Here is a 26,784-nt window from a genome sequence, read left to right as displayed (position 1 = left end):
GCGAGCCGACGCCCATAGCGGCAGTCGCGGAGGCGATGTGCCCTTCGATGCCGATCCGGAACGTCGGAAATGCATCGCCCACTCGTGTCAGGGCAGGCTATTCGCGCCGACCTGTCCTTCGCCCCGGGTACTCGCCCGGGGTGCGGTGTCCAGGGCGCTCAGCCGGCCGAACCAGGGTCCTGCTCCTCCTCGCCTTCGACGTCCCGAAATTGCGCGGCCAGCTCCGCCCGCGAGTTGATGTTCAACTTGGCGTAGATGTGGGTGAGATGAAACTGAACGGTCTTGATGCTGATGAACAGTTCAGACGCCACCTGGCGGTTGCCCATCCCCATCGCCACGAGCCGGGCCACCGCGGATTCCTGGGCCGTCAGACGGCTCGGATCGAAGGTGCTGCGCTTGGCCGGAGCCAGCCCGCAGGCCGCCAGCTCGCGGTCGCACCGGTCGAGGTAGGGCCGGGCCTGCAGCCGGCTGAACCGGTCCCGAGCTCCCTGCAACTGATGGGCGGCGGCGCGCCGCTGGCCCGCTCGGCGCAGCACCTGGCCGTAGGCGAACTCCAGCAGTGCACGCTGGAAAGGCAGTGGCAGCGGGGCGATGTCGGACAGGCCGCGGGTGAAGGCCGCCTCGGCCGCCGGGATGTCCCCGCGGGCCGCCGCCCACCGGCCGCGCACTCGGGCGAGCCTGGCCACCATCGAGCGGCGGCCTCGACGCGCGGCCGCGTCCTCGTGGGCGGAAAGGAACTCATCGACCTCGTCCAGGCGTCCCGCGCTGACCAGCGCGTCACCGTAGAGGTCTTGCCAGGGCCAGAACCCGGGCTCGTCGACACCCTCCCGAAGGGCCAGGTCGACGACCGGTTCCAGGGCCCGCAGCACCCCCTCGTGATCGGCGCGGGCGACGGCCAGGTGGGCCCGGGCAAGCCCCGCCGCCACCTGCATCAGCTCGTAATCGCCCGGATTCGCGCCCGCCAGCTGAGCGTGTTCCTCCGCAGCGGTCCACGCCCCGCGCGCGGCGGGCACGAGGATCGCCGCCAGATGAGCAAGGGGTCGCAGCCATTCGTGGCCGGTCTCCTGCAACAACGACACCGCTCGTGACGCCGGCGCGGTGGCGTCATCCCACGCGCCCAGGGCGAAATCGGTGTGCGCCAACCAGACATAGGACCAGACGGCGATCCGGACGTTGCCGGCGTTGAACGAAGCCGCGGCGGTCGGTGCGAGAATCGCTCGGGCGCCGACCACATCGTCATCGACCAGCCGGAGCCAGCCGGTGGCCATCCGTACCCGGTCGTCAGGTGGCGGGTTCGGCATCCGGGTCAGTTCGGACCGCACCGCCTCGTAGGAGCGCAGCCCACCGGCGAGATCGCCGTGCAGTCCCAGTCCCAGTCCCAGCAGTGCCTCGGCCTCGACCCGCACCGGATCCTCGCGCGAGGACATGTCGATCGCCCGCCGCGACCACCTGGCCACCTCGGAACCCTGCAGGCGACCCACCGCGTGCAGAGCCAGTCGCTGGCAGACCACGGCCGCCACTCCGGGATCCGCTTCGGAGTCGGCACTTTCCCAGGCCGCTCGGAGCAACTCGTCCGCCTCGGCCAGCCGCCCCCGCAACACGGCCAGGTAGCCCTGGGTGGCCTGGCTCATGGCGTTCGGCTGGAATCCGACGAACTCCTCGGCGAAGGCCTCGGCCTGTTGCAGGTCACCTGCGCCGATCATGGCGTCCACGGCCTTCAACAACAGTTGCTCGCGATCCTCCCGCCCCCCGCTGAGCCGGGCCGCCTCGAGGAAGGCCGATGCCGCGGTCGCCCACGCTCCCTCCGCCGCGCGGTTGCGCGCAAACTCCGACAGCTGCTCCACCAGCTCGGGATCCGGCTGGGTGGCCGCCATCACCCGGTGATGCAGTGCGGCCGCCTCGTCCTGCACCAGGCGGGCCGCCGCCAGATGCAGATCGACCAACCGGGCGGGCCCCAACCGGCCATGGACAGCGGCCCGGACCAGTGGATGGACGAAAGTGACACCCCCCAATCCCGGTTCGTCGTCGACCAGGCGCAGCAGATTGAGTTCGGTCGCCTCCTCCAGGGCCGGAATGATCTCCTCGACACCCGCCATCTCGGCCAGGTCGGCGAGCGTGGCGTGCGCGCCCAGCACTGCGGCCGACTCGACCAGGCGTCGCGCCGGCGGGGAGCACGCCTCGATCCGGCGGATGACCTGCGCGGCGAAGGTCCGGGGCGCGGGAAGCACCGGCTCCCAGCTCTTCCAGCGATCCTGCGGCACCTCGGACAGCAGCGAGGTGATGTACAGCGGGTTGCCGCCGGTGTGCTCGTACAGCCGGCGCGCGGCGCGGCCGGAAATGGCGGGCACGCCGAGCAGTCCGGCCAGTACCGGGATGTCGGCGGCCGGCAGGGGTGCCAGCGCGATGGTCCGGCCGGTTCGACCGTCGGCCAGTCGCCGCAACCCCTCGGGGAGCCGCTGGGCGTCCTCGGGCCGCTCGGCCAGCAGGGTCAGCACCCGGGCATCGACCAATCGCCGCGTCACGAACAACAGCGCACGCAACGAATCCAGATCAGCCCAGTGCACGTCGTCGACGACCAGCACAACCGGCGAGGTGGCCTCCAGGTCCTCGATCGCCTCGAGCACCCGCTGGCCGACCCCGACCGGTTCCTCGACCGGCAGGGAGCGTTGGCGATCGGCCAGCAGCCGAGCCCGGCTGACCTTGGTCGATCGCATCAACTGATCGACCACCCCGAAGGCGACGAACGCCTCCCACCGCTCACCGGCCGCCCTCAGCACGGTCAGATCGGGCTCGGCGGCCAGCAGGCGGTCGATGATGGCCGACTTGCCGATCCCCGCCGGGCCCTCGATCAGCACGACCCGGGGGGACCCCGACCGCGTGGCCGCCAACTCCTCCTTGAGCACTGCGAGCTCGGCGGTTCGCCCAACGAACGAGTTCGTATGGCTGAAGGCCTGCATCCCACTCCTCGGTCCCGTGTCGTCGCTGCGCACGATCCATCAGCTCGTTGTCCTCGAGGCAACACCGCGAGCGATCCCCCCGGGGGACCGCCGGGGTCGCACAGGTCCGGGCACCAGGTTTGCGTTCACCGGCGCGCACGGTTGGCCGGCGAGGACCCGACCCGAACCCGCGGATGGCTGGCTCCCATCAGCTCGACACCGACTCTAGTCGCCGCCACCCCGCTCGTCACAACCATCGCTGACGGCGGAACAAGTACCACAGGACGATGCCGGTGACCAGCATCAACACCAGCGCCGCCGGGTACCCGTACGCCCAGTTCAGTTCGGGCATCGAGACGAAGTTCATACCGTAGACCCCGGCGATCACGGTCCAGGAGACGGCGATGGTGCCGAAGGCGGTGATTTTCCGAACGAATCTGTTCAGCTCGTTGGACACCCGGGTCTGCAGGAGATCCAGCACCTCCTGGAGATACTCCCGTTCGAGATCCGCAGAGTTCTTCAGATGGCCGTACCGCTGCTTGAGCAGTCCGAGCAGTCGGGTATCGACGGGCAGCAACCGGTCGTCGACCTCCAGCGTGTCGAGCAGACCGTCGTAGAGCTCGTAGGCCTGCGCGGCGTTGATCCGGATGATCTGCAGGTCGTGCCGGAGTTCGAACAGGTCCTGCAGGACGCTCTCGGCCACGAGCGGATCGCTGACCATCACCCGGCTCTCGAGATCGGCGACCCGCCGCGCCCCACCGGCGATGATCTCCTCCTGCCCCCTGAGCATCACGCTCCGGATGGTCGACAAGAGGTCGAATGCCGACGTCGGCCTCAACAGATTCCGATCGACCTGGCCGCGAACGGCGTCGATGTCGCGATTCACCTCCGCCCGATCGAGCGACCGGGTCGCGGGCCCGAAGACCGTCCACAGTCCGTGCTCGGTGAGGAAGACCTTGAGGGGCTGGAAATGCAGCAGACCGTCGGTCCCCCGCACCAGGCCATTGATCGCACTGAAGTGATGATCCGGATACATGTGGAGCTTGGGCACGGGCGTACGGCTGGAAATGTCCAGCAGATCCTCGGGCCGCGGACGCACCCAGGCCGTCAACGCGTCGATCCCGGGCTCGTCTCCATTGTCGCAATGCACCCACAGGACGCCGTCGGGCCGACCGACATAGGCCGACAGCTCCGACGAGTCGATCTGTACCGGCCCCTCCGGGCCGATCCATCGGATCTCCATCGATCGGGCCGGTCACCCTCACCGCGCCGTCGGCGTCGCGCCGGAGGGCACGCGGCGATCGAGCCACTCGATCGAACCGACATCGCTCGGGATCCCGGCACCCGGTCCGGTCGCCCACCGTCGGCCTCGCCGATCCGGCGCCTCCGGCGGGTGTTCGGTCCCGTCCGCACCGGCTGCGATCCTCGACCGACAGTGCTCACACGGGCGCTCGAACTCCCTGGACAGACCGGATGCGGCGACGGAGAGCGCGGGCCACACGCACTCGAACGCGCCCGCCGGATCGCCGACGTCGACCTCCAACGCCGCGACGATCCGTCCGCCGGTCCCGAAGACCGGTGCGGCAATCGTCCCGCCGTCGGTTCGCAGCTCGCGGTCGGCCCACGCGAATCCGTTGACCCGAGCCTTCTTGACGACCCACCGCAGCTGTTCGGGGTCGACCATGGTGCGCGAGGTAAAGGCGGTCAACCGACGGTCGAGGATCTGCCGCAGTTCCCGATCCGCCAGGTAACCCAACAGCACCTTGCCACCCGCCGTGGCATGCACGGGCAGCGTCGCCGCCGCCGAGAACTGGCTGACCGGACCGTGTCGACGCTTTTCGATGAAGCTCACCGCGCCGAACTCGAGGATGCCGAACCGGACATCCGCGCCGACCGCCCGATGCAGGTCCTCCAACCACGGCGCGCCCCGATCACGCATGTTCCTGGTCGAGCACCCCGTGTGACCCAGCAAGGATTGCAGCGCCTGTCCCGGGCGATAGGTTCGACCGTCCGGGTCCTTCTCGAGAACCAGCCAGTCGGCCAGGTCGTTGACCATGCGATGGGTCGTCGAGATCGGCAAGCCCGACAGGCTCGCAATTTCCGACAGACTGTGCGACCCACCCCGCCGAAAGGTCATCAGGATCGCACTGAACTTGCTGACCACGGACCGCCCTGGCTGGCTAGAATTTCCCGCCATCACACACCTTTTCAAACCACCCCTACCGGAATACCCACACCGCAGGCCGGTCGGCCACCGCAGCCCGGCCGCCCCCGGGTGAGCCGAGGGCATTCATCCACATGCGTCGTCACTCCGGCGGGCGGGCCAGCAGGATCGAGCAGTGCGGTTGCTGCCTGATCACCTGGTCGGCGACCGTCGAGCCCCGGTAGTGCTGGTAGCCCAGCACGATGAGGTCGACCTGCAGGTCCCGCGCCCGCTGGACGATGACCTGCGCCGCATCGTGTTCCGTGGCGTTGACCAGCTCGCCGTGGACCGGGATCCCGGCCCTGGCCATCTCGTCGACCGCGCGCTGCACGATCTCGCGCTCGTGCACGTCGACGTCGTCCTCCCCGGGCAGCACCCCGAGGCCGGACCCGGCGCTGATGTCCGAGGCGACGACGTGCCCGCGGGCAACATGCAGCAGGTGCACGGTGCCCCCGGACATCCTGGCGAACTGAATCGCCCGGCGCATCGAGTTGTCGGGACTGTCCAACGCCGTGTCGATCGCGATGAGCATCCGGTCGTACATCGTCAAGGTCTCCTGTCAGGCGTGGGAGGTCTCACTTCGTCCAGGTCGGGGTCCCGGCCTCAGGACGTCGCCGCCGCCGACGGCTCGATCGGCGTGGAGTGGATCTCCATCGGCCGGTTGGGGCGCTGCACCAGCAGCGTGATCAGGGCGCCGACCATACCGATCCCGGCCAGCACGAAGAAAATGGTGCTGACTGCCAATCCGGCCGCCAGCAGAAACCCGCCGAGCAATGGTCCGGCCACCCCGCCGAGGCGGCCGAAGCCGGCGCACCAGGCCACCCCGGCGCCGCGCATCGGGGTCGGGTAGTAGCCCGCGGTGAACCCGTAGATGAGGATCTGGGTCCCGCTGGTCCCCAGGCCGACGATGCTCACGAAGATCAGGAGCAGCGCGAGCGGCAGGCTCAAGGTCATCAGCAGCATCGCCCCGGCACCGATGACGAAGCTGGCCACCACGACCGGCTTGGGCCCGAACCGATCCGCCACCCGGGAACCGATCAACGCGCCGACGATCGCCCCACCGTTGAGCACCAGCAGGAAGGACAGGGAGCCCTTGGTGTTGAACCCGGCTCCCTCCATCAGGACCGGCAACCAGGTGTTCAGCGCATAGACCAGCATCAGCGCGGACGCGCTCATGAAGCCCAGGAGGATCGTCGGCAACCAGTAGCCGCGGCTGAACAACCCGGCAAAGCCGACCTTCTCGCGCTTGGCCGCCTCCTGGGCCGCGGTCGGAGCCTCCGGCAGCGGCACGCCGGTCCGTTCCGAGAGCGCCCGCGCCTGATCGATCTTCCCCCGGGAGACCAACCAGGCCACCGACTCGGGCATCCGAAAGATCGCCAGCGGCAGCAGGACGAGCAGCGGCGACGCCCCGATCATGAACATCCCGCGCCAGCCGATGGAGTCCAACAGCATGATCGCCAGCAGGGCCGACAGCAGGCTGCCGATCGGGACCCCGGAGTAGGTGATCGCGTTGCAGAGGTTCTTCTTGCCGGCCGGTGCGATCTCGGCCACCAGCGCCCCCGTGGTCGCCACCAGGGCGCCGACGCCCAGGCCGGTGACAAATCGCATCACGCCGAACATGGTCGAATTCGACACCAGGGCGGTCACCAGCATCCCCACCGAAAACCATGCGTAAGCCGTCAGCATCACCTTGCGCCGGCCGACGATATCGCCGACGGAGCCGGCCAGGAGCGCGCCGACCAGGGTTCCGATCAGCGCATAGCTGCCCAGCGTTCCGGCCAACGCGGGCGTGACCTCGCCGATCTGCGTGGGGTCCTTGAGGAAGGTCGACACCACCGCGCCGTAGACGACCAGGTCGTATCCGTCGAAGATCAGGCCGATGGTCGAGATCGTCACGACCCAGACCACCGTTCGACTTCGTCTCGCGTTGAGTTCGTCCTCCGTGATTTGCCGAGCTGTGCTCATCGGGCCTCTCCTTCGGTTCTGCGGCGGTGCAACGAGGCGCCGGCGTGCGCACCGGTCCGGCATCCCCGCGGTCGAGGGTGGCGGCGATGGCGAACCGGGTGGTGTCGGGTCCGACGCGGCGGTGTGGTCGGTCCGTCAGAACAATGGGGACTGGGCCCGTCTCACGCAAGATGCCTTTCCGTCGAACGGAACGACTCGATCGCGCCGAGCGACGCCGTCGTCAGCCGCCGTGGGCGCGCCGACCGCCCGAGCCTTCCGTTGGACGGAACCTGGGCTTGATCACCCCCGCGCCGGCCGTCATCGTCGGTCGACAGCCGTTGCTCGGCGGCGAAACCTGGGGCACAACCTCGGGTCCGGTCGTCGGCCGCTGCAGGTGGACAACAGGAAGGGATACAGACGGATGGCCGATCGTACCTACGGAATCAGCGAAATCGTCGGAACCTCGACGTCCGACGTCAACACCGCCATTCGCAATGGCGTTGCTCGGGCAAATCAGACCCTGCGTCACCTGGATTGGTTCGAACTGGTCAACGTGCGCGGCGCCGTTCACGACGGCGAGGTCAATCACTATCAAGTCACCCTCAAGGTCGGTTTCCGGCTCGAGGACCCCGAAGGCTAGCCATTCCACCGGATACCGGCGGCTGTGCGGATCAATTGCCGGCCAGGGTGGTCCACTCACTCCACGGGATGGCCCAGTCGTAAATGTCGCCGTCGGCCGGGGACAGCTGGACACTGGTGCCGGACACCTCGACGGGGTCGCCGTAGATGGCGGTCTGGAAGTAGGCCTGGGCGTCCTGCGCGGACAGGTTGATGCAGCCGTGGCTGACGTTGTCCACCCCTTGATCGGCGACGGTGGCCTGGTTCTGGTGGATGAACTCGCCGTTGTCGCTGATCCGCACCGCCCAGTGCTCGGTGACGTCGGTGTAGCCGTAGGCCGGGTTGCTCATCGTGGTGGTTTCCTTCTTGTCCATCACGATGTGGGTGCCGGAGCGGGTGACCCGGTTCGGGTCGCCGATGACATCACCGCTGCCGTACGAGGCGTCGTATGTCGCCACCGTCACCCCGTTCTGCTGGACCACCATGGTGTGGGCGTTCGCATCGGCCTTGACCACCTGATTGCGGCCGATGGTGAAGTCGCTGGTCACCGTGTCACCACCGAACGTGCCACCGCCGAGGTCCAGGCCGTAGAGGTCGGAGCTGACGTGCACGGTGGTACCGGCCGGCCAGTAGTCCTTGGGTCGCCAGTCCAGCGAGGGCCAGGTGTCGCCGTCGTGCGTGATCCACGCCCAGGCGCCCTCGACCTTCGGGGTGGTGGTGATGCTGACGTGCTGCTCGATCAGCGAGCGGTCGGCCGGTGCCGAGCCGAACCGGATGATGACCGGGGCCGCCACCCCGACCACCGCGTTGTCCCCGGGGGAGATCTTGCTGGTGATCTTGTCGGCCGGGCTCACGGTGGTGTAGCTGCCGTCGATGGGGACAGCCTTGCCGTCGGAGCCGGTAGCGGACCCGGTGACGCTGTACGTCTTGCCGTAGCCGAGCGGCTCGGCGAGTGTCCACGACGTCCGGTCCGGAGACAGCGTTCCCTTCACCTCGGCACCGGTGGGGCTGGTCAGCGTCAGCGTGCTGATGGTGCCCCGAGCGACGGAGATGGTGACCGGCTGCGCCGGCGACAGGTCGGTCCCGCCCAGCGCTGGTGAGGCCGTCACCGCCGCGATCGGCGTTGCCTCCGCGGCCGGGACGGCCTGACCGCCCAGTGGCCCGGCGCACGCACCGGTCACCGCCAGGACTGTTGCCGCGACAACTGCGGCCACGACCCGGATCGGGCGCCTCGGGTGCATCATTCGCTGTGTCCTCCGTATCGTTGACATCGGCCGACCCGGAAAAGCGAGGGATCACGCCGACCGACAGACGCCACGGCCCGGAATCCGTTGGCCGTCGCAGCGGTGACCAAGCCCACTGCGAGGAAGGCCAACCGCCGCGCAGACCGGGACCTTGGACCCATGCCCGCCCGCTGGGCGCGTGTATAGCGTCCTGGGTGTGCGTACAGTCCCCGGCCCGCACGACCGTCCCGCATCGGATCTCACCGCTCGGGCCAAGGTTCGCGATGCCGCGATCGCCTGTTTCGCCGAGCAGGGTTTCGGCGCCTCGTTCCGCGCGATCGCGGCACGCGCCGGGGTCTCACCCGGCCTGATCACCCATCATTTCGGCTCGAAGGAGCGCCTGCGGGCGGAATGCGACGCCGAGGTGCTGCGCCGGTATCACGGGCTCAAGTCCGGCAGCATCGCCGACTCCAGCGGCTATCTGTTCGACCACCTTGCCGAACCGGGCCCGGCGGCGCAGCTCACGGTGTACCTGCTGCGGGCGATCCATGCCGGGGGGCGTCCTGCGCAGGAATTCCTGGAGCACCTGATCGACAGCGCCGGCCAGATCATGGCGCACGGTGTGACCGCCGGGCTGGTGCGCCCCTCACGCGACGAGCAGGCCCGAACCCGTTACCTCGCCTACCAGACGATGGGCGCGATGCTCATCCAGTTCCTCATCGCGCCCGACCCCTCGCCCGAGGCGTTCGTGGAATCGATGCGCAACAGCCGGCAGAACCAGATCCTGCCGACTCTCGAGCTGTTCACCGAAGGGCTGCTGGCCGATCGCAGCATGCTCGAGGATTACCTGCTCTACCTCGAACGGGCGCCGGACGCCGCCGCCGATCCCGGCTCCCGGACCGCCTGACGGCACACACCACATTTTTCGCCCAACAACTCTGCCAAGGAATCAGCATGAGCAATCAGTTGGCTGTCGAGATCGAGGGATTGACGAAGTCTTTCGGCCGCGCCCAGGCGTTGCGCGGCCTCGACCTGCAGGTCCCCACCGGTCAGGTCACCGGCTTTCTGGGGCCCAACGGCTCGGGCAAGACCACGACGATCCGCATCCTGCTCGGCCTGCTCAAGGCGGACGGCGGTCGCGCCTCGATGCTCGGCGGCGACCCGTGGTCCGACGCGGTGCGGCTGCACGAACACCTCGCGTACGTGCCCGGCGACGTGACGCTCTGGCCAAATCTGACCGGCGGCGAGGCAATCGACATCCTGTGCCGGTTGTCCGGCCCGCTCGATCCCCACCGTAAACGGATGATGCTCGAGCGTTTCGAACTCGACCCGACCAAGAAGGCTCGCACCTACTCCAAGGGCAACCGTCAGAAGGTTGCCCTGGTCGCGGCGCTGGCCTCGGACGCGGAGTTGCTGCTGCTCGACGAGCCGACCAGCGGCCTCGACCCGATCATGGAGACCGCCTTCACCGAGTCGATCCGGGAGGTGAAGGCGCGGGGCCGGTCGGTCCTGCTGTCCAGCCATATCTTCGCCGAGGTCGAAAAGCTCGCCGACCGGGTGGCGATCATCCGGGACGGGGTGACCGTCGAGACGGGCACCATGGCGCAGCTGAGGCACCTGACCCGCACACAGGTGACGGTGGTGCTCGACCAGGGGGCGGCCGACCTGGCCAGCATGCCCGGCGTCCACGACTTCGAAACCTCCGGCGGAAAAACCACCTTCGCAGTCGATGAGGCCGAGCTGCCCGGCGTGCTCGCTGCCCTGGCGGCGCGCCGGCCGCGCGCCCTCGTCGCGAACCCGCCCTCGCTCGAGGAGCTGTTCCTTCGCCACTACGGCGACGAACTGGCCGGACTGGCCGCCGGGAGCCAGAGATGACCACCGCCGGCCAAGCGCCCCCTTCGGTGCCGCGGAGCCTGCGGGACGACCCTCCGTCCACCCGCCGACGGACACCGGTAGACGGGTACCGCGGCCTGGGCCCGATGGTTCGCCTTGTCCTGCGCCGCAACCGGGTGCGCCTGATCGTCTGGGTGGTCGCGCTCGTCGGGATGTATCAGTACATCGTCAGCTACTACCGGACGGTCTTCCCGAATCAGCAGTCGCTCGACGACTTCGCCGCGCTCTCCAACACCCCCGGGATCAAAGCCCTCACCGGGCTCTCGTCGGCGGCCAGCACCATGGGCGGCGCGGTCTGGACCAAGGGGTGGATGACCGTCGTGCTCGCCCTGGCGATCGGCGCGGTCTTCCTCATCACGCGCAGCGGCCGGGCCGACGAGGAAGCGGGTCGCACCGAGTTGCTGCGCTCGCGCGCCCTGGGCGTCCACGCCTACTCGACGGCATCCTGGCTGGTCACCGGCGCCCTGTGCGTCGCGGTCGGCATCCTGCTCGCGGTGGTGTCGATCGGCGGGTCCCTCGACCCCGCCGGAACGGGTGTCGCCGGGTCCCTGATCCTCGGTGCGTCGGTGGCCGGCATCGGCCTGGTCGGGGTTGGCGTGGGCGCGGTGGTCGGGCAGGTGTCTTCCACCTCACGCGGCGCCAACTCGCTCGGTTCGACCGTGCTCATCGCGCTCTACGTGCTGCGCATGATCGGCGACATGGGCAACGGCGCGCTGTCGTGGCTGTCGCCGGTCGGCTGGGGCCAGCAGATGCAGCCCTACGGGGGCAACCGGTGGTGGCCGTTGCTGCTGCTGCTCGCGCTCACCGCCGTTCTGCTGGTGGCGGCCACTCAACTCGAGGCCCGGCGCGACTTCGGCGCGGGACTCGTGCCGCAGCGCCCCGGACGGGCCGGAGCGCCGGCCCGCTACGCCACGCCGCTCGGGCTGGCCCTGCGGCTGCAGCGCAACCCGATCATCGGCTGGACCGTCGCGATCGTGCTCGGCGGCGCCCTCATGGGCTCGGTCGTCCAGGCGATGACCGACCTGCTGGCCGACGCCGGCCCGGGTGCCGAGAATCTGCTGCGCGGAACCGGTGTCGCCGCCCTGCTAGCGCTACTGGTCAGCATGATGGCCCTGATCACCGTCATCTTCGCCCTGCAGACCACGCTGTCCCTGCGCTCCGACGAGGCGTCCGGGATCATCGAGCCGCAGCTCGCCGGCGCGCTGTCCAGATGGCGGTGGACCCTTGAGCGGCTGGCCATTCCGGTGGTGTGGTCGGCGGTGTTGCTCACCCTCGGCGGATTCCTGATCGGCGAGGTCTACGGCGCCTCCCTGCACGACAGCTCGCAGGGCGGGCGGCTCGCGCTGGCCGCGCTGGCGTACTGGCCCGCGGTCATGGTCTTCGTCGGGCTCGCCGTCCTGCTCTGGGGCTACTTCCCGCGGCTGGCGATTCCGATCACGTGGGGTGTCATGGCGGCGATGTGGTTCATCACCATGTTCGGTGAGGTGTTCCGCTTGCCGCCGTGGTTCCTGGACCTGTTGCCGTTGTCCGCGACCCCCTACGCGCCGCTGGAGCCACTGACGTGGGCCCCGTTGGCAATCATGACGATCGTCGCTGTCGCGTTGACGTGGATCGGCACCAATCGGTTCGCGCAGCGGGACATAGCGCCGGCCTGAGCACCCGGCGACGGACCTCTGCCGCAGGTGTCGATGGCCCGCCCGATGCGCGCGGGCCTTTCGACTCTGTCCACGCCGAAAGGGATCTGGCGAAATGGGCGCTGAGGGAGGAACGTCATGACTGCACCTGGACTGCGCCGGCGCCGATCGTGACGTCGATGGACGCCGCGATGTTCCGGGCCGACGGCGCGATCAACCTGCCCTCCGGCCAGGTCCTGCTGGCTCTGGTCCCGGTGCTCGCGCTGGTGCTGGGCGTGGTCGTGTTCGCGCTCGTCGATCTGATCCGCCGGCCGGCGGTGGCCTACCTGCCCAAGCCGGTCTGGGCGGTGATCATCGCCATCGTTGCGTTGCCGTTCGGCGCCATCGCGTACCTCGTCGCCGGCCGCCAACCCAAGAGCGCTCCACCCGCACCCCCGGGCGGACCCGATTCGCACCATGACGATCAGGCCCATCCCGAGCCACCCCGACCGGCATCCGCCGTCGCGGCCGCGCCGGTCCGGGTCCCGAGCCCGATCGGCCGCGTCACCCGCCCGGCCCCGACCGACCCGACCGTGCTGGTGCAGACCGATGGCTTGACCCGGGATTTCGGCGGGAAGGGCCTCTTCGATGTCGACCTGGCAGTGCCCCGCGGGTGCATCTACGGTCTCGTCGGGCCGAACGGATCGGGCAAGACCACTCTGTTGTCGATTCTCGACGGCACCCGCCGAGCCGATCGTGGAACTGTGCGGGTGGGATTGCCGCGCAAGCGGATCGCTGTGTGCCCGGATGTCCCCGAGTTCGACGGATGGCTCACCGCGGTCGAGGTCGTCGAACTTGCCGCGGCGATGATCGACCTCGATCGGTCACCCGGGGCGGCGACCGACGCGCTGACCGTCGCGGGATTGGGCGATGATCTGGACCGCCGGGTCGGCGCATTCTCCCGCGGCATGCTGCAGCGTCTCGGCCTGGCCTGTGCCCTGGTGGGCGACCCGGAACTGCTCATCCTCGACGAGCCGACGTCGGCGCTCGACCCGGCCGGCCGCGCCAACATGCTCGACCTGGTGCTGGGCATGCGCGGTCGCCGCACCGTGATCTTCTCCAGCCACATCCTTTCCGACGTACAACGTGTCGCCGATCAGGTGGGTGTCCTGCGCAGCGGCCGCCTGCTGTATCAGGGCCGGACCCAGCAGCTCATCGACGAACGGCTGCAACCGCGCTGGCTGGTACGGGTCGCCGGGGACGTGCCGGCCGTCCGGGAAAGGCTGGCCGCCGAACCGTGGGTGACCAGCGCCGTGCCCGTCGGACCGGACGCCGTCCGGATCGACGCGGTGACGATCGAGGACGGGGAGCGTGGAATCCCAAGGGTTCTCGCGTCCGGTGGGTTCCGTCTGGTGTCGTGTGAGCCGGTCGCCGCCGATCTCGAGGCGGCCTTCCTCGCACTGACACATGTCGGAGGAGCCTGACATGATCACATCAGCGACGGCGACGGCCACGACCCCCAGGCCAGCGGTCCGGCGGGCGGTCGGTCCCTGGCGGGTCGAGTGGCTGCGTCTGTTCCGAACGCCCCGCTGGATCGCGCTGTTCGGCGTGTACCTGGTCTTCGGCCTGCTCGGACCGGTGACGGCGAAGTACCTGGCCGACATCCTGCAGCGGGTGCAGTCCGAGATGACCATCCTCGTTCCGGCGCCGCAACCCCGGGACGGCATCGTGAACTACCTGGGTCAGGTCACCCAAACCGGCCTGGTGGTGGTCGTCGTCATCGCGGCCGGAGCGTTGGCCTTCGACTCCCGGCGGGGCATCGCAGTCTTCCTGCGGACCCGGACGAGCAGCATGTGGCGGCTGCTCGAACCACGGCTGCTGGTGCCGATCGTCGCCGCTGTGCTCGCCTATGCGGTCGGTCTGCTGGCGGCCTGGTACGAGACGGCCCTGCTGCTGGGACCGCTGCCCCCCGGGCCGATGCTCGCCGGTTTCATCTGTCAGGCCGGCTACCTCGCCTTCGTCGTCACCGTCGTCGCCGCCGCGGCGGCGGTGACCCGGGGGGTCCTCCCCACGGTCGGGACCGCGCTGGGTGGGCTGATCCTGCTGTCCGTCGCCGGAAGTGTGTCGGCGATCCATCGCTGGCTGCCCTCGACGCTGGCCGGTGCACAGGCCGAACTGCTGACCACGGCGACGATGTCCGATTTCGTGCCGGCACTGGTCGTGGCCGCAGTCGCCTGCGTCGCGTTAACCGGGTTCGCCGTCCACCGGCTCGGCCGACGCCAGCTCTGATGGTGCGCTGATTCGTCGGTCAGGGCCTTCCTGACGGGCGCGTCGATGGGCGACCGTCAGTTCCAGAATTCGGCGAGCCGCCCCGCCGCGGCCAGTCCTTGGCGATGACCCGCTCCGGCCGCGGCCGGGCGCAGGGACGGATTCATTGCATTGGTGCCGAACAGGTACTCCGAGTCGGGCTCCGGACAGATGGCTTCGACCCGGCTGCCGCCCTCGCGTAGCTCATCGACCTGGTGGGCAAGATGCGTTCCCCATGATGCGGGCGTCAGCGATCGCCCACCGAACGGTGAGAGCACCAGCACGCTCCGGTAACCGGCGGCCAGATCGGCGTTCTCGGCATTGGCCCGGTAACCGCCGTCGAGGTAGCGGTGGTCGCCGACCCGGTAGGGCAGGCCGCTGGAGCAACTGGCCGCGACCGCATCGACCAGGTCGACCCCGCTGTGCCGGTCGAAGACGACCGGTTCGCCGGTCGCCGCGTCGATCGCCGTGATGAGCACGAGCCGGCGCGGCCAGCGGGCGTCGGGCAACCGGGCCGCGACCGTGGCCCGCCACCGGGCCGACCAGGATCCGTCCGACGCCTCGTCCAGCTCCAGGGCCGCGTCGCCCAGGAGCCGGCGCAGGTCGGCCGCGTCCTCGGCGGCAGCGATGATCTTGGTGATCCTGTCCAGGTGGTTCTGCACGGGCCGGTTCGCCGGGCGGCCCGAACCGGCGGCCGCCGCACCGGACAGGTGCGGGGGTGGCGCGGTCAGCGCGGCGGCCAACAGATCGACCGGGTCCGACCCGGCCAGCTGGGCGGCGGCCGTCGACCCGGCGGACGTCCCGACGGTCAGGTCGGGGCCGGTGACGTCCAACCCGGCCTCGAACAGGCCGGCGACGACGCCGATCAGCCAGGCATTGCCGGTCGATCCCCCGCCACCGAGGACCAGTGCTCGGCGGCCCGCGCCGGGGAGCCGCCCGGTCGCGTCGACCGGCCGCTGGTCGCGTCCGGTCATCGCTCCGTCGGACGGTGCCGTCGAAATGGTGGGAAATTGCTCAGCAGGTGTGCTGTTCATGGGGAGTGCCTTCCGCGAGGTTGCCTGGCGGGCGCTCCCGGTGGCGACCTAGGTCAGTCGCGCGATCGTGGACGGCAGCGGAGCACCCACTTCGAGTTCTGCATACATGGGTCTCACCTCCGGCCGGTTGATCACGATCGGGCCCAGGCTAACATGCGACGGTGGCCCGGGCGACGCCTTTCGGTGGGAGTCATCGCCGCCGCAACGGCTCGGCCCGGTGCACCCACCACGCCAGCACGACCACGATGATCCCGCAGGCCAGCATGACGGGTTGCAGGACGAAATAGCGCTGGAAGATCAACCACTGGGCGACGATCCAGCCGATCTGGGCGGTCCCGGCGATCAGCGATGCGGCGAACGCCCAGCTGCGACGGGTGATCTCGGCGAATCCGGCGGCCCCCATCGGCAGCGCGACGATCAGCAGCAGCAGCACACCCGGCCAGAACCAGGACGTGAACGGAGTTCGTTCCAACCATTCCGGCAGCATGCCGATCGCGTTGTTCGCGATCAGTCCGACACCGCCGAAGACGGCGCCGGCCGTCACGAACCCCTCCAGGCAGATCAGCGCGGCGCGGGCGAACGGGCGGGCCACGGTGCGGACGGGTTCGGTCGTCGGGACGCTCATGGGTCCTCCTCACCGGGTGGAAAAGGGTCACCCCCAGCCAATACCGGTGCCGTCCGGCCCGACAGGAGCGGACGGCGTGCGTCGGCGGGTCGAAGGTCCCGGTATCCGGTCGGCGGCGACGGGCTCGAGGCGGAAAGGGGACTTTCTTCCCTGCCGGGCGGCAACCCACCCGACGACAGTGGTGCCAGTTCATGCGACGTGGCGCGGGGTCGTGGCATGACGACACCGACCGAGTCCTCGGAGGGGCCATGAACGCACGTCCGACCCGGCCCGCGCACCGCGCGCCGTTGGCGATGAGGGTCTGGGGCAACCCGCTGGCCCGCGGCTCCGACCGCGCCGAGGTGGTGCTGACGGTCGGCCTGGTGATCGCCTGGCTGCTGAGCATTCCGCTCATCGCCACGATGGCGAGTGCCCAGTGGCCGAGCGTCGAGTCACAGGTGGCCGACGTCCAGCACAGCGTGACCGCCACCGAGGCGGTCCTGCTGTCGGACGCCGATGTCGTCATCGCCGATCCGCATTCCGCCTCGGTGGTTCAACCCACCGCCACCGCCACCTGGTCGGGTCGCGACGGTCGGCCGGTCAGCGGGTCGATCGTCGTCCGGGTCGGGGCCCGGATCGGCGACCATCAGACGATCTGGCTGGACGAGCAGGGGACGGTGGTGGACCGGCCGATGACCACCCAGACCGCGGCCGGACTTCTCGTCCTGGCCGCGGCGGGTGGCTGGCTGGCCTTGGGGGTCCTGTTCCTGGCATTCCGGCGGGCGACCGGGTGGAGCCTGGACCGGCGCCGACGGCAGATGTGGGAGGCCGAGTGGGCGTCGTTCGACGCCGGTTCGCGGTCCACCTGAAGCGCGCCGCGGCAGCGACCCGACGCCACCCGGGCCGATCGTTGCAGCCCATCGACTCCCTGACATCCGTTCAGGGACAGCAGATTCGATCCGTCCCGACGGAGGAAGCAGGTGCAGCCATGTTGATCCGCGAGATCATGTCGAGCCCCGCCGTCACCATCAGCTCCGCGAGCACCGTCCAGCACGCGGCAAGCACGATGCGAAGCAGAGGTTTCACCGCTCTGCCGGTCATTGACGAGGACGGTCGACTGGTCGGGATCGTCACCGAGGCAGACCTTCTCGACGGCCGGGTGGAGCCCGACGAGCGACGCCCGCATGACCTGCGCCGTCATCGGCGCCGCGGTGACAGCGTCGTCGACGTGATGACCAGCCCGGTCGAGTCGTTGACGCCCGGCGCGGACGCGGCTGACGCCGCCCAGATCATGCTGGACGAACGCATCCGCTGCCTGCCGGTCGTCGACGGCCGCAGCGTGGTCGGAGTGATCACCCGGCGGGATCTGCTCGGCGCGATCACCTGAGCCGGCGGAACCGCGAACGGACGACCGGCATCCTTCAGCAGAAATCGAGGCGGATGACAATGTCCAGAACCCTGGTGGCCTATGCCAGCCGGATGGGTGGCACGGAAGGGATTGCCCGGGCGGTGGCCGACGAGCTGCGCCGCGGGGGGCTCGATGTCGACCTGATCCCGGCGGCCGATGTGCGGGACGGGGCCGGGTACGACGCGGTCGTTCTCGGCAGTGGCCTCTACGCCGGACGCTGGTTGCGACCGGCACGCGCCCTGCTCAAGAAGCTGGCCGCCAACCGGAAGCTCGGCCATCCGGTCCCGGTCTGGCTGTTCCACAGTGGGCCGCTCGGCCCCGGGCAGGCACACACGACGGTGCCGGCGCCGGGCAAGGTGGCGGCGTACGCGATCGCGCTGGGTGCGAACCCGCCCACGACATTCGGTGGCCGGATCGAGCCGGCGACGGCGAAGGGAATCGTGGCCGGCAGCATGGCCAAGAGCGACCTCGCCGGTGACTACCGGGACTTCGCGCAGATCACCGACTGGGCTCGGAAAATCGCCGTCGAACTGGCGGCGTCGACCACCGGCGCCACTTCCTGACCGCAACGCACTCGATGAGTCAACCGGTATCGAACAGAAGGGAACGAGAACATGCGTGCCGCCGTCGTCACCGCATTCAACCAGCCGATCGAGGTACAGGAACGGCCGATCCCGACGCCGGGGGCCGGTCAGGTCCTGGTCAAACTGGAGAGTTGCGGCCTGTGTCACACCGACATCCACGCCGCCCGCGGTGATTGGCCGGTCAAGCCGTCGCTGCCGTTCGTGCCCGGACACGAAGGCGTCGGTCGGATCGAGATGTTCGGTCCCGGAGTGGCCAGCCGGCGCCTGGGCGAGCGCGTCGCCCTCGCCTGGCTGGGCTCGGCCTGCGGGGCCTGCCGTTACTGCGTCTCCGGGCGGGAGACCCTGTGCGAGAGCCAACAGAACACCGGATTCTCCATCGACGGCGCCTTCGCCGACTATGCCGTCGCGGACGCCCGTTTCGCCGTGCCGGTGCCCGATGCCGTCAGCGCGCTCGACGCAGCCCCGCTGACCTGCGCCGGGGTGACCACCTACGCGGCGGTGAAGGCCGCCCGAGTGGTGCCCGCGGAGCGGGTGGCCGTGTTCGGGATCGGCGGACTCGGCCACCTGGCCGTGCAGTACGCCCGACTGGTCGGTGCCGAGGTCATCGCCGTCGATGTCGTCGACGAGAAGCTCCGGATGGCCAGCGAACTCGGCGCCGACCATACGGTCAATGCGGCCCGGCACGACCCGGTCGCCGCCATTCGGGCGCTGGGCGGAGCAGACGTGGCGATCGTGTTGTCGGTGGCGCCGGCCGTCTTCGCCCAGTCGTTCGCGTCGCTCAACCGCGGCGGCCGCCTGGTCCTGGTTTCCCTACCCGCCGATGGTGAACTCACCCTTCCGGTGTTCGACACCGTGCTCAAGGGCATCTCCGTGATCGGGTCGATCGTCGGCACCCGCGAGGACCTCGTCGAGGTCTTCAGGTTGCACGCCCTGGCCCGGACGACCGTGATCGCCCAGACCCGCCGGCTCGAGGACGTCGAGAAGTCGATGGCCGATGTGCTGCACGGGACGGTCCCGGCCCGGCTGGTCTTCGATCTGCGTGCGGACGATGCGCGGCAGCCGGCGGCCTCCGGTCTCGGGCACGCCGTCGGGTGAACTCGAGTGCGGATGGCCGAACGGGGTCGGGGTCAATGAGCCGGACCGGCAAGGCGGGATCGGTCGCCGCGCCGATTGCCCGGCGAGCACGCGGGGAACTGGCCGAGGGACTACCGAAACCCGAGGAGCAATGACCGTGCCGGTTCTCATCCGATGACGACGTCAGCGCGAACCACCAACGGCGATCTGACCCGTGCCGCCTTCGTGACCATCAGCGAGATCACCTGCGTGATAGGGAGTTTGGTGGGCGCCGGCGTCCTCGGCGGGCCCGCCGTCGCGGAATCGGCCGGCGGGGCCCTGGCCGCCGACGCGACGCTGCTCGCCCCCGCCGGGCCGGCATTCGCGATCTGGTCGGTGATCTACCTCGGCCTGGCCGCCTACACGGTGGTGCAGTGGCTCCCCGGCCGGCTGCCCGCTGCGCTCCACCGGCGCATCGGGTGGTGGGTGGCCGCGTCGATGCTGCTCAATGCGGGCTGGCTGCTCGTGGTGCGGGCCGGTTGGCTGCCGGTCAGCGTCGTGATCATCATCGTTCTTACCCTCGTGCTGGGCGTGGTGGTTCGTCGACGCAGCGGAACGGCGAGCGCCCACCGGCTGGACGCCGTCGTCGTCGACGGTACGATCGGGCTCTATGTCGGCTGGGTCAGCGTGGCCACCTGCGCCAACGTCACGGCCTGGCTGATCACCACGGGTATTCGGCCCGCTCCTGGCATCGCCCAACTCGCCGCCGTCCTCGTTCTGGTGGCGGCGCTTGGCATCGGGCTGGTGCTGATCCGGACCGGGCGCGGGAATCCGGCGATCACGCTGGCCATGGTCTGGGGCATCGGTTGGATCGCATTCGGCCGGCTCTCCGGAGCGCCGCCGTCGGTGATCACCGGGGTGGCGGCCATCGTCGTGGCCGTCGTCCTGCTGACGGCCGGGATCTTCGGCTTTGTCCGGCGTGTGAGGCCGGGGCAGGCGACGGGTCAGTCGACCGATTCCTCATCCCCTGGGGCATGGTCGGAAACCATCCGGTAGGCCACGGCCCTCGCCCGACCCCCGCCACCGTCGATCCGCAGGGTTCGGTGGTACGTGCCCAGCACGCGGTGCCAGCGTCCGCGGATCTTCACCGAGTCTCCGGGCGAGATCGTCGCCGGACCGTGATCCTGGATGCGCCCGGCCGCGATCTGCCATTCGCGCACCTTGCGCCAGTGGCCCAGCTCGCCGAGCAGTCGGGCGCGCTGCTCGATGAGCAGCATCCGATGAGATCCGCTCGCCGGTGGGATCGTTGTGCTGATCGCCGTTCCGTCGGACCGGTAACCGACGGTCCGGACCGAACCGCTGAGGCGGCGCTGCAGCCACCGCAGATCGGCGTCGATCCGGGCGATCCGGCCGGCGACGGTGACCGGGTCGTACCGGGCACCGACAACGGCCACCGCCGGGGTCGTTCGATCCGGAAGTGCGTTCTCCATCAAGGCACCTCACGATCGGCCGGGCCGGGACGGCTCGAGGCAGGTCCGATCAGTTCGGCCAGGTCGTCGACGACGTGGTCGGCGCCGTTGGCGAACAGGTCGCGGCGACCCACACCACGGTCGACGCCGGTGACCCGGAAGCCGCCGGCCCGGCCGGCCCGGACCCCGGAGATCGCATCCTCAACCACGGTCGTGCGGGAGGGTGCGGCCCCCAGCAGCGCCGCGGCATACAGGTAGGTGTCGGGCGCGGGCTTGCCCGCGAGCCCGCGCCCGGACGCGACGGCACCGTCGACGACGACCTCGAATCGGTGCCGGAGACCACCAGCGCTCAGCACGGCCGCCGCGTTGCGCGAACTGGACACCACCGCCATCGGAACGCTCCGATCACCCAGCCAGTCCAGCAGCGCGACCGATCCCGGGTAAGGTCGCACACCCTCGGTGCGCATCAGCTCGGCGAACACCGCGTTCTTTCGCCGACCCAGGCCGACAATCGTGGCCCGGTCCGGTCCGTCATCCTCTCGGCCCTCGGGCAGATCGATGTCCCGGGACCTGAGCACGGCCCGCACTCCCTCCAATCTCGGCCGACCGTCGATGTGCGTGTAGTAGTCGGTGTCGGTGTATGGGTCCGGGGACCCGGATCGGCCGCCGAGGAACTCGGCGAACATCCTGGCCCAGGCCCGCTCGTGAACAGTGGCGGTATCGGTGAGCACGCCATCGAGATCGAACAGGATCGCGTCGGAGTCCTCGACCCGAACCGTCGACGCGGCCCGTTCGGCCTGGGGCACATCTGATTCGGTGTCACGCATCGAATTCGTCCGGCCCCTCAGCCGTGCATGTCTTCGAGCTGCCTACCCTTGGTCTCCTGGATGAACCGCATCACGAACAGCAGTGACAGCAGGGCGAATCCGGCGTAGAGACCATAGGCGAGGGCCAACGACACGTCCTTGAGGCCGGGGAAGGACACGGTGATGATCCAGTTGGCCACCCATTGCCCCCCGGCGGCCAGGGACAGCGCCGCGGCCCGCATCCGGTTCGGGAACATCTCGCCCAACAGCACCCAGACCACCGGACCCCAGGACATCCCGAAGAAGATCACGAACAAGTTGGCCGCGACAAGTGCGATGGGGCCCTGTGCGCCGGACAGCACCGGGGCGCCGTTCACCACGTCCGCCGTGCCGAAGATGAACGCCATGGTGGCCAGGTTGATGGTCATGCCGATGGAGCCGATGATCAGCAGGGGCTTCCGGCCGAACCGGTCGATGGTGGCGATCGCGATGAGGGTGGTCAGAATGTTGATCACCGCGCCGATCACGGTGATCACGAACGCCTGACCCTCGTCGAACCCGACCGCCTCCCAGAGGATGTTCGAGTAGTAGAAGATCACGTTGATGCCGACGAACTGCTGGAAGATGGACAGGGCGAGACCGATCCAGACGATTCCGGCGATCTTGCCACCGGGGGCTCGCAGGTCCTTCCAGGACGGCTCGGTCTCCCGTTCCATGGTCGACCGGATGCGTGCGATCTTGTCGTCCAGGTGCGCGTCGCCGATCAACTTGCTCAGGATCGCCTTCGCCTCGGGAATTCGATGCTTGGCGATCAGGAACCGGGGCGACTCCGGGATGGTCAGGGCCAGCACGCCGTACAACACCGCCGGCACGGCCATCGCGATGAACATCCAGCGCCAGGCCTCCCACCCGAACCAGAGGATCTCGGTGGAACCGCCCGCGGCCCGGGCCAGGAGGAAATCGACGAGCAGCGAGATGAAGATGCCTGTGACGATCGCCAGTTGCTGCAGCGACGCCAGCCGGCCGCGAATGCGGGCCGGCGCGATCTCGGAGATGTAAGCCGGCGCGATCACCGAGGCCATGCCCACGCCGAGTCCACCGATCACGCGACCGATGATCAGCCACCACAAATTCGGGGCCAGGCCGGCGACAATCGCGCTGATCAGGAACAACGCGGCCGCCACCTTCATGACAGCCAGCCGCCCGAGGTGATCGGCCAGCCGGCCCGCCATCAACGCCCCGGCGGCCGCACCGAGCAACGCCGAGGCCACGGCGAATCCGAGCGATGCCGCGTCGGCCTGGAACTGGTGCTCGATCGCGGACACGGCACCATTGATGACTGCGCTGTCGTACCCGAACAGAAACCCGCCGAGGGCGGCGACGCTCGCGATCCGCACCACCCCCCGTCCGGCGGAATCGTCGTCGTAGATCGATCCGGCCGCACTGAAAGCGGCTCCGTGCTCACCCATTCCGCGCTCCTGCCCATTCCTTGTCGAGTTGGACGACCGTTGTCCCGCCCGCGGTGAGAACCACCGGTTCCCCGCGGACGAGGATGGTGACGGGTTCGACCCGGTCGCCGATGAGGTCGAACGTGGCGGCGGCGTGCCCGATCGCGACGGCGATCGGTGATCCCTGCCAGTACAGCCGGAACCGGATCTGCTGCCAACCTTCGGGCAGCCACGGGTCGACATGCATCTGCCCGTCGATGACCCGGAATCCGCCGAATCCGTGCACGACGATCTGCCAGGTGCCGCCGGCCGACGCGATGTGCATGCCGTCCCTGGTGTTGCCCTGGTTGTCGTGCAGGTCGACGAATGCGGACCTGGTGAAGTACTGGACCGCCCGACGGGCGTCGCCCACCTCGATCCCCATGATCGCGTGGATCGCCGGGCTCAGGGACGATTTGTGCAAAGTGCGCTTCTCGTAGAATTCGAAGTTCGCGAGCTTGACCGCTCGGTCGAACTCGCCGGGCAGCATGTGCATCAGCATGACCACGTCCGGCTGCTTGAGCAGCATGGTGTCTTCGCAATTGAAGTGATGCAGTCCGTCGGGGTACTTCGGCATGTCGTTGCCGTCCCATTCGGTGATCGGCACGTCCCGGCGCTCGAAGTAGCCGTCGAACTGTTCGACCACGCCGCCGACGACCCGAGGCTCGGCGATTCCGTCGGCAACCTGACGCCAGCACAGCGGTTCCCGCGGCAGCAATCCGATCTTGGTGACGATCTCGGCGAGGGCCGCCGGATGCCGGGCCGCCAGTTCGTCGTACACCTCGGCGGCCCGCTGCAGATGCCACCGGGCCAGGTGGTTGGTGAAGGCGTTGTTGTCCACGTGGGAATGGAATTCGTCCGGCCCCATGACTGTGCGCAACGCGAAACGTCCCGCCACCTCGTCCCATTCCGCCCGATCCGCCCAGAAGCGGCTGGTCTCGAACAGGATTTCGGCGCCGAAGTCGAGCAACACACTCTCGTCGCCGGTCGCCTCCAGGTAGGTCAGGATCCCGTAGGCGACGTCGGCCGACACGTGGATCTCCTGGTCCCGGGTCCAGAACCGGTTCAGGCCGTCCGGAGTCTGGACCGGGCACTCCTCACGGCCCGTGTCCGCCGACTCCCATGGGTACCGCGCGCCGGCGGTGCCGGTCTCGCGGGCGAGTTGCCGGGCACCGTCCAGGGTGTGATGGCGATACTCCAGCAGGTTCCGCGCGGTCCGGGGCCGGGTGAACAGGAAGAACGGCAGCATCATGACTTCGGTGTCCCAGAAGACGTGGCCCCGGTAGCCCTCCCCGGACAGGGATTTCGCGCCGATGTTGACCGTCGGGTCGGTCTCGTCGGCAGCGATCAGCAGGTGGTAGATGCCGAACCGAACCGCCCGGGTGGCGTCGGCATCACCGACGATCTGAACGTCGCAATCCGCCCACCTGTTGTCCCAGACCTCGCGGCTGGCCGCCAGGCCGGCGTCGAACCCCGATCGGCGATGCCCGGCGAGTCGAGCCAGTGCGTCGGCGCGGACGGCGGTGCGGCCGCGCCGCGACGTGCCGATCACGACCAGCTTGTCCAGCACGACGGCCTCGCCGGCGGCAGCCTGGATGTCCAGCTGCTCGGCGATCCGATCGGAACCGCGCCGCACCGTACGGCGGACGGGCGGTATCGTCGCGCAGACCGATGCGGCGTACCCGATGGTGATGTCGGTCTCGAGCGTCCGCACCTCGAGATACAGTGCGTCGCCGTCCTCGCCGCGCGCCACCGGATCCAGATGTCGCGACTGTGACCATTTCTGCCACGCGGTCGCCGGATCGAAGACGGTATCCGCGGGGTACACCGGCAGCAGTTCCAGGTTCGTCCGCCGGCCGTCGATCCCACTCTCGACGGTGACCAGCGCGCTGGAATCGGTGGTGATCTCGACCCGCACCCCGCACAGATCGGGGTCCACCAGGCTGGCGAATCGAACGGTCCGCAGGGTCGTGCGCCGGCCGCGATCGTCCTCGAAGACCGTTCGCCGGTGCAGGACCCCACCGCGAAAGTCCAGGGTTCGCTCGTGTTCGACGACCGCGCAGGACTGCACGTCCATCCTGGTTCCGTCGACGAACACCGCGAGGTCGAGCCAGTCCGGGGCGTTCACCAGATCGCGGACCTGGGCGTCGTGGTGGTCGAAGACGCCGTTGATGAACACTCCGGAACGGTCTCCGAGGCGGCCCTCCTCCAGTACACCTCGGGTACCGATGCGGCCGTTGCCGACCGTGAACAGGGTCTCGAAGACGTCGGCGGTCGTCGGGTCGAAGCCGGACTCGGTGACCAGCCAATCCGTTCCGCTCGAATCGGGTCGCCCGCAGCTCGCCCTCATACCGCGTACTCGAGTTGTCCGTAGGCCTCGGCGAGTTGCTGCTCGGTCTGCGCCAGCGACAGGTAGACAGACAGGTCGGTTCCCGAGCACCGTTGCGCGCCCATCGCATTGCCGTACTGGGCGGCCCGGACGAAGTCCTGGTGCCGCAGGTAGCCGAAACCCATACCGGCGGCGAACGAGTCACCGCAGCCGGTGGTGTCGATGACATGGTCGACTTGGAGGCGATCGACGAACTCCTCGCACAGCCGCCCGGCCGCGTCCAGGTAATACACCGCGCAGCCGTGCTCGTCCAGGGTCACGCACACGCATTTCACCCCCCGATGCAGGCAGTGATTGGCGAAGGCCGGCAGCTCGGCCATCCGCAGCGGCGCCCCGGTGGTGATCCCGGTCGGTGAGAGGGGTGAGGGAAACCAGCTGCACCCGGCCTCTTCCAGGTTCATCTTCAGGATGTCGATGTGCGGCAGCCAGGAGTCCCGGTCGATCCAGAGTCGATGGTGCCGCGTCCCCCCTTTGGTCAGGGTGTTCGTCGGGCCGTGCGCATCGAGCAGGATGGCGGCCGAACTGTGCGCCTTGATGTGGGCCAGAGTGGATTCGGAGACCTGGTAGTCGGTGATCGGCACGCACACGAAGGCGTCGGCGTCGAGGGCGAACTCGACGTCCTCCGGGACGATCTGGGACATGAAGCCGGTTTGCCGCTCGATTCGCTTGTTCTGGTCGATGTACTCCAGCTCGACGACGTCACCGCGCCCGGTGGTGGCCCGCACTCCCGTCAGGTCGACGTTCGGGAACTGTGACAGCTCCCGTCTGATGGCCTCCTCATCCTTCCGACGCACGTGCACGATCGGGCAGATCCGACCCTTGCCGTTCATCAACGACGCCAGCGCCGCCACGGTGTACAGGACGCAGCCGTACTTCTCGATGACGTCACCGCGGTGCGTGGTAATCCGATCGTAGGGAATGGGACCGAGAACCGCGACGGTAGCGCTGAACTCCGACAAATCGTGCCTCCGAGGGTGACCGCGGCGCGCGTGAATGCGAAACCGGCTGATGTACAACGATCTTCTGCCCGTGATTGAGCGACGAACGAGTTCGGATTCGGCTGCCTCGTCCCAGGCGTATTAGACACCGACCCGACCGGGTGTGCGACATCACGAAATCCAGCCCCTGCGCCTCAAGCGGCAGAAGTACCGGGTCAATTGTGTTCGTGTTGACGCAGGGACGGCCGGTCACCGAGGCCCGACTGAATGGTAAA

General features: G+C 69.0%; 24 protein-coding genes. 11 read left to right on the top strand and 13 right to left on the bottom strand.

The features are described 5' to 3' along the window. Positions 1-158: 158 nt before the first annotated feature. The 5 genes from ACILSK_RS11410 to ACILSK_RS11390 all read right to left on the bottom strand — a co-directional run bounded on the left by ACILSK_RS11410 (position 159) and on the right by ACILSK_RS11390 (position 7,104). Positions 159-2,957: an AAA family ATPase gene (locus tag ACILSK_RS11410; protein WP_395727276.1), complete on the bottom strand. Its 2,799-nt coding sequence runs from the start codon at positions 2,955-2,957 to the stop codon at positions 159-161. Positions 2,958-3,183: 226 nt separating this feature from the next. Then, positions 3,184-4,179, bottom strand: coding sequence for a magnesium transporter CorA family protein (locus ACILSK_RS11405; protein WP_395727275.1), 996 nt, complete (start codon positions 4,177-4,179; stop codon positions 3,184-3,186). Between the two features lie 18 nt (positions 4,180-4,197). Then, on the bottom strand, positions 4,198-5,133 hold the full coding sequence (locus ACILSK_RS11400) for an IclR family transcriptional regulator (RefSeq protein ID WP_395727274.1): 936 nt from the start codon (positions 5,131-5,133) through the stop codon (positions 4,198-4,200). Positions 5,134-5,242: 109 nt separating this feature from the next. Then, positions 5,243-5,683, bottom strand: a complete 441-nt coding sequence (locus tag ACILSK_RS11395) for a universal stress protein (RefSeq protein ID WP_395727373.1) — start codon at positions 5,681-5,683, stop codon at positions 5,243-5,245. A 59-nt stretch (positions 5,684-5,742) separates the two neighbouring features. Then, positions 5,743-7,104, bottom strand: a complete 1,362-nt coding sequence (locus ACILSK_RS11390) for an MFS transporter (RefSeq protein ID WP_395727273.1) — start codon at positions 7,102-7,104, stop codon at positions 5,743-5,745. A 400-nt stretch (positions 7,105-7,504) separates the two neighbouring features. Here ACILSK_RS11390 and ACILSK_RS11385 point away from each other — a divergent pair, with 400 nt between their 5' ends. Next, positions 7,505-7,723, top strand: a complete 219-nt coding sequence (locus ACILSK_RS11385; RefSeq protein ID WP_395727272.1) for a dodecin — start codon at positions 7,505-7,507, stop codon at positions 7,721-7,723. Between the two features lie 31 nt (positions 7,724-7,754). Here ACILSK_RS11385 and ACILSK_RS11380 read toward each other — a convergent pair whose 3' ends face one another. Then, entirely contained in the window at positions 7,755-8,882 is a 1,128-nt protein-coding gene (locus ACILSK_RS11380; protein WP_395727271.1) for an Ig-like domain-containing protein, read from the bottom strand. 259 nt (positions 8,883-9,141) lie between these two features. On the opposite strand from ACILSK_RS11380, the gene ACILSK_RS11375 reads away from it, so the two are divergent. The 5 genes from ACILSK_RS11375 to ACILSK_RS11355 all read left to right on the top strand — a co-directional run bounded on the left by ACILSK_RS11375 (position 9,142) and on the right by ACILSK_RS11355 (position 14,719). Continuing rightward, complete coding sequence (locus tag ACILSK_RS11375; RefSeq protein WP_395727270.1) at positions 9,142-9,831, top strand: TetR family transcriptional regulator; 690 nt, start codon at positions 9,142-9,144, stop codon at positions 9,829-9,831. A 47-nt stretch (positions 9,832-9,878) separates the two neighbouring features. After that, entirely contained in the window at positions 9,879-10,799 is a 921-nt protein-coding gene (locus tag ACILSK_RS11370; protein WP_395727269.1) for an ABC transporter ATP-binding protein, read from the top strand. Positions 10,800-10,903: 104 nt separating this feature from the next. After that, complete coding sequence (locus ACILSK_RS11365) at positions 10,904-12,472, top strand: ABC transporter permease (RefSeq protein ID WP_395727268.1); 1,569 nt, start codon at positions 10,904-10,906, stop codon at positions 12,470-12,472. Between the two features lie 158 nt (positions 12,473-12,630). Next, a complete protein-coding gene (locus ACILSK_RS11360) occupies positions 12,631-13,914 on the top strand; it encodes an ATP-binding cassette domain-containing protein (RefSeq protein ID WP_395727267.1) in 1,284 nt (427 codons plus the stop codon). A 1-nt stretch (position 13,915) separates the two neighbouring features. Further along, positions 13,916-14,719 (top strand): hypothetical protein, encoded by an 804-nt coding sequence (locus ACILSK_RS11355; RefSeq protein WP_395727266.1) that lies wholly within the window; start codon positions 13,916-13,918, stop codon positions 14,717-14,719. Positions 14,720-14,775: 56 nt separating this feature from the next. On the opposite strand, the gene ACILSK_RS11350 is transcribed toward ACILSK_RS11355, so the two are convergent. Together ACILSK_RS11350 and ACILSK_RS11345 are read right to left on the bottom strand one after the other, a co-directional pair. Next, positions 14,776-15,711: a patatin-like phospholipase family protein gene (locus tag ACILSK_RS11350; RefSeq protein WP_395727265.1), complete on the bottom strand. Its 936-nt coding sequence runs from the start codon at positions 15,709-15,711 to the stop codon at positions 14,776-14,778. A 250-nt stretch (positions 15,712-15,961) separates the two neighbouring features. Then, complete coding sequence (locus ACILSK_RS11345; protein ID WP_395727264.1) at positions 15,962-16,396, bottom strand: hypothetical protein; 435 nt, start codon at positions 16,394-16,396, stop codon at positions 15,962-15,964. A gap of 248 nt (positions 16,397-16,644) precedes the next feature. On the opposite strand from ACILSK_RS11345, the gene ACILSK_RS11340 reads away from it, so the two are divergent. From ACILSK_RS11340 to ACILSK_RS11320, 5 genes are all read left to right on the top strand, one after another. Next, positions 16,645-17,244, top strand: coding sequence for a hypothetical protein (locus tag ACILSK_RS11340; RefSeq protein ID WP_395727263.1), 600 nt, complete (start codon positions 16,645-16,647; stop codon positions 17,242-17,244). Positions 17,245-17,363: 119 nt separating this feature from the next. Beyond that, on the top strand, positions 17,364-17,762 hold the full coding sequence (locus tag ACILSK_RS11335; RefSeq protein WP_395727262.1) for an HPP family protein: 399 nt from the start codon (positions 17,364-17,366) through the stop codon (positions 17,760-17,762). A 53-nt stretch (positions 17,763-17,815) separates the two neighbouring features. Beyond that, on the top strand, positions 17,816-18,346 hold the full coding sequence (locus ACILSK_RS11330; RefSeq protein ID WP_395727261.1) for a flavodoxin domain-containing protein: 531 nt from the start codon (positions 17,816-17,818) through the stop codon (positions 18,344-18,346). A 51-nt stretch (positions 18,347-18,397) separates the two neighbouring features. Beyond that, the gene (locus ACILSK_RS11325) at positions 18,398-19,462 is read left to right on the top strand and encodes a zinc-dependent alcohol dehydrogenase (protein ID WP_395727260.1); all 1,065 of its coding nucleotides are present in this window, start codon (positions 18,398-18,400) and stop codon (positions 19,460-19,462) included. Positions 19,463-19,615: 153 nt separating this feature from the next. Further along, a complete protein-coding gene (locus ACILSK_RS11320) occupies positions 19,616-20,476 on the top strand; it encodes a tryptophan-rich sensory protein (protein ID WP_395727259.1) in 861 nt (286 codons plus the stop codon). Here the strand turns inward: ACILSK_RS11320 and ACILSK_RS11315 are convergent. Genes ACILSK_RS11315 through ACILSK_RS11295 form a run of 5 tightly spaced genes read right to left on the bottom strand, consistent with a single transcriptional unit; the run spans position 20,425 to position 26,530 of the window. Beyond that, complete coding sequence (locus tag ACILSK_RS11315; RefSeq protein ID WP_395727258.1) at positions 20,425-20,910, bottom strand: hypothetical protein; 486 nt, start codon at positions 20,908-20,910, stop codon at positions 20,425-20,427. The genes ACILSK_RS11320 and ACILSK_RS11315 overlap by 52 nt on opposite strands. Beyond that, on the bottom strand, positions 20,910-21,716 hold the full coding sequence (locus ACILSK_RS11310) for an HAD family hydrolase (protein WP_395727257.1): 807 nt from the start codon (positions 21,714-21,716) through the stop codon (positions 20,910-20,912). Before ACILSK_RS11310 ends, ACILSK_RS11315 begins: the two co-directional genes overlap by 1 nt. Before the next feature lie 17 nt (positions 21,717-21,733). Next, complete coding sequence (locus ACILSK_RS11305) at positions 21,734-23,164, bottom strand: sugar porter family MFS transporter (protein ID WP_395727256.1); 1,431 nt, start codon at positions 23,162-23,164, stop codon at positions 21,734-21,736. Next, entirely contained in the window at positions 23,157-25,532 is a 2,376-nt protein-coding gene (locus ACILSK_RS11300; protein WP_395727255.1) for a glycoside hydrolase family 65 protein, read from the bottom strand. The genes ACILSK_RS11305 and ACILSK_RS11300 overlap by 8 nt, the downstream gene beginning before the upstream one ends. Continuing rightward, on the bottom strand, positions 25,529-26,530 hold the full coding sequence (locus tag ACILSK_RS11295; protein WP_395727254.1) for a carbohydrate kinase family protein: 1,002 nt from the start codon (positions 26,528-26,530) through the stop codon (positions 25,529-25,531). The genes ACILSK_RS11300 and ACILSK_RS11295 overlap by 4 nt, the downstream gene beginning before the upstream one ends. Between the last annotated feature and the right edge of the window lie 254 nt (positions 26,531-26,784).

Source organism: Nakamurella sp., assembly GCF_044224575.1.
In the GTDB taxonomy this organism is placed as follows: Bacteria; Actinomycetota; Actinomycetes; order Mycobacteriales; family Nakamurellaceae; genus Nakamurella.
This window is presented reverse-complemented; position numbering and strand designations above follow the sequence as displayed.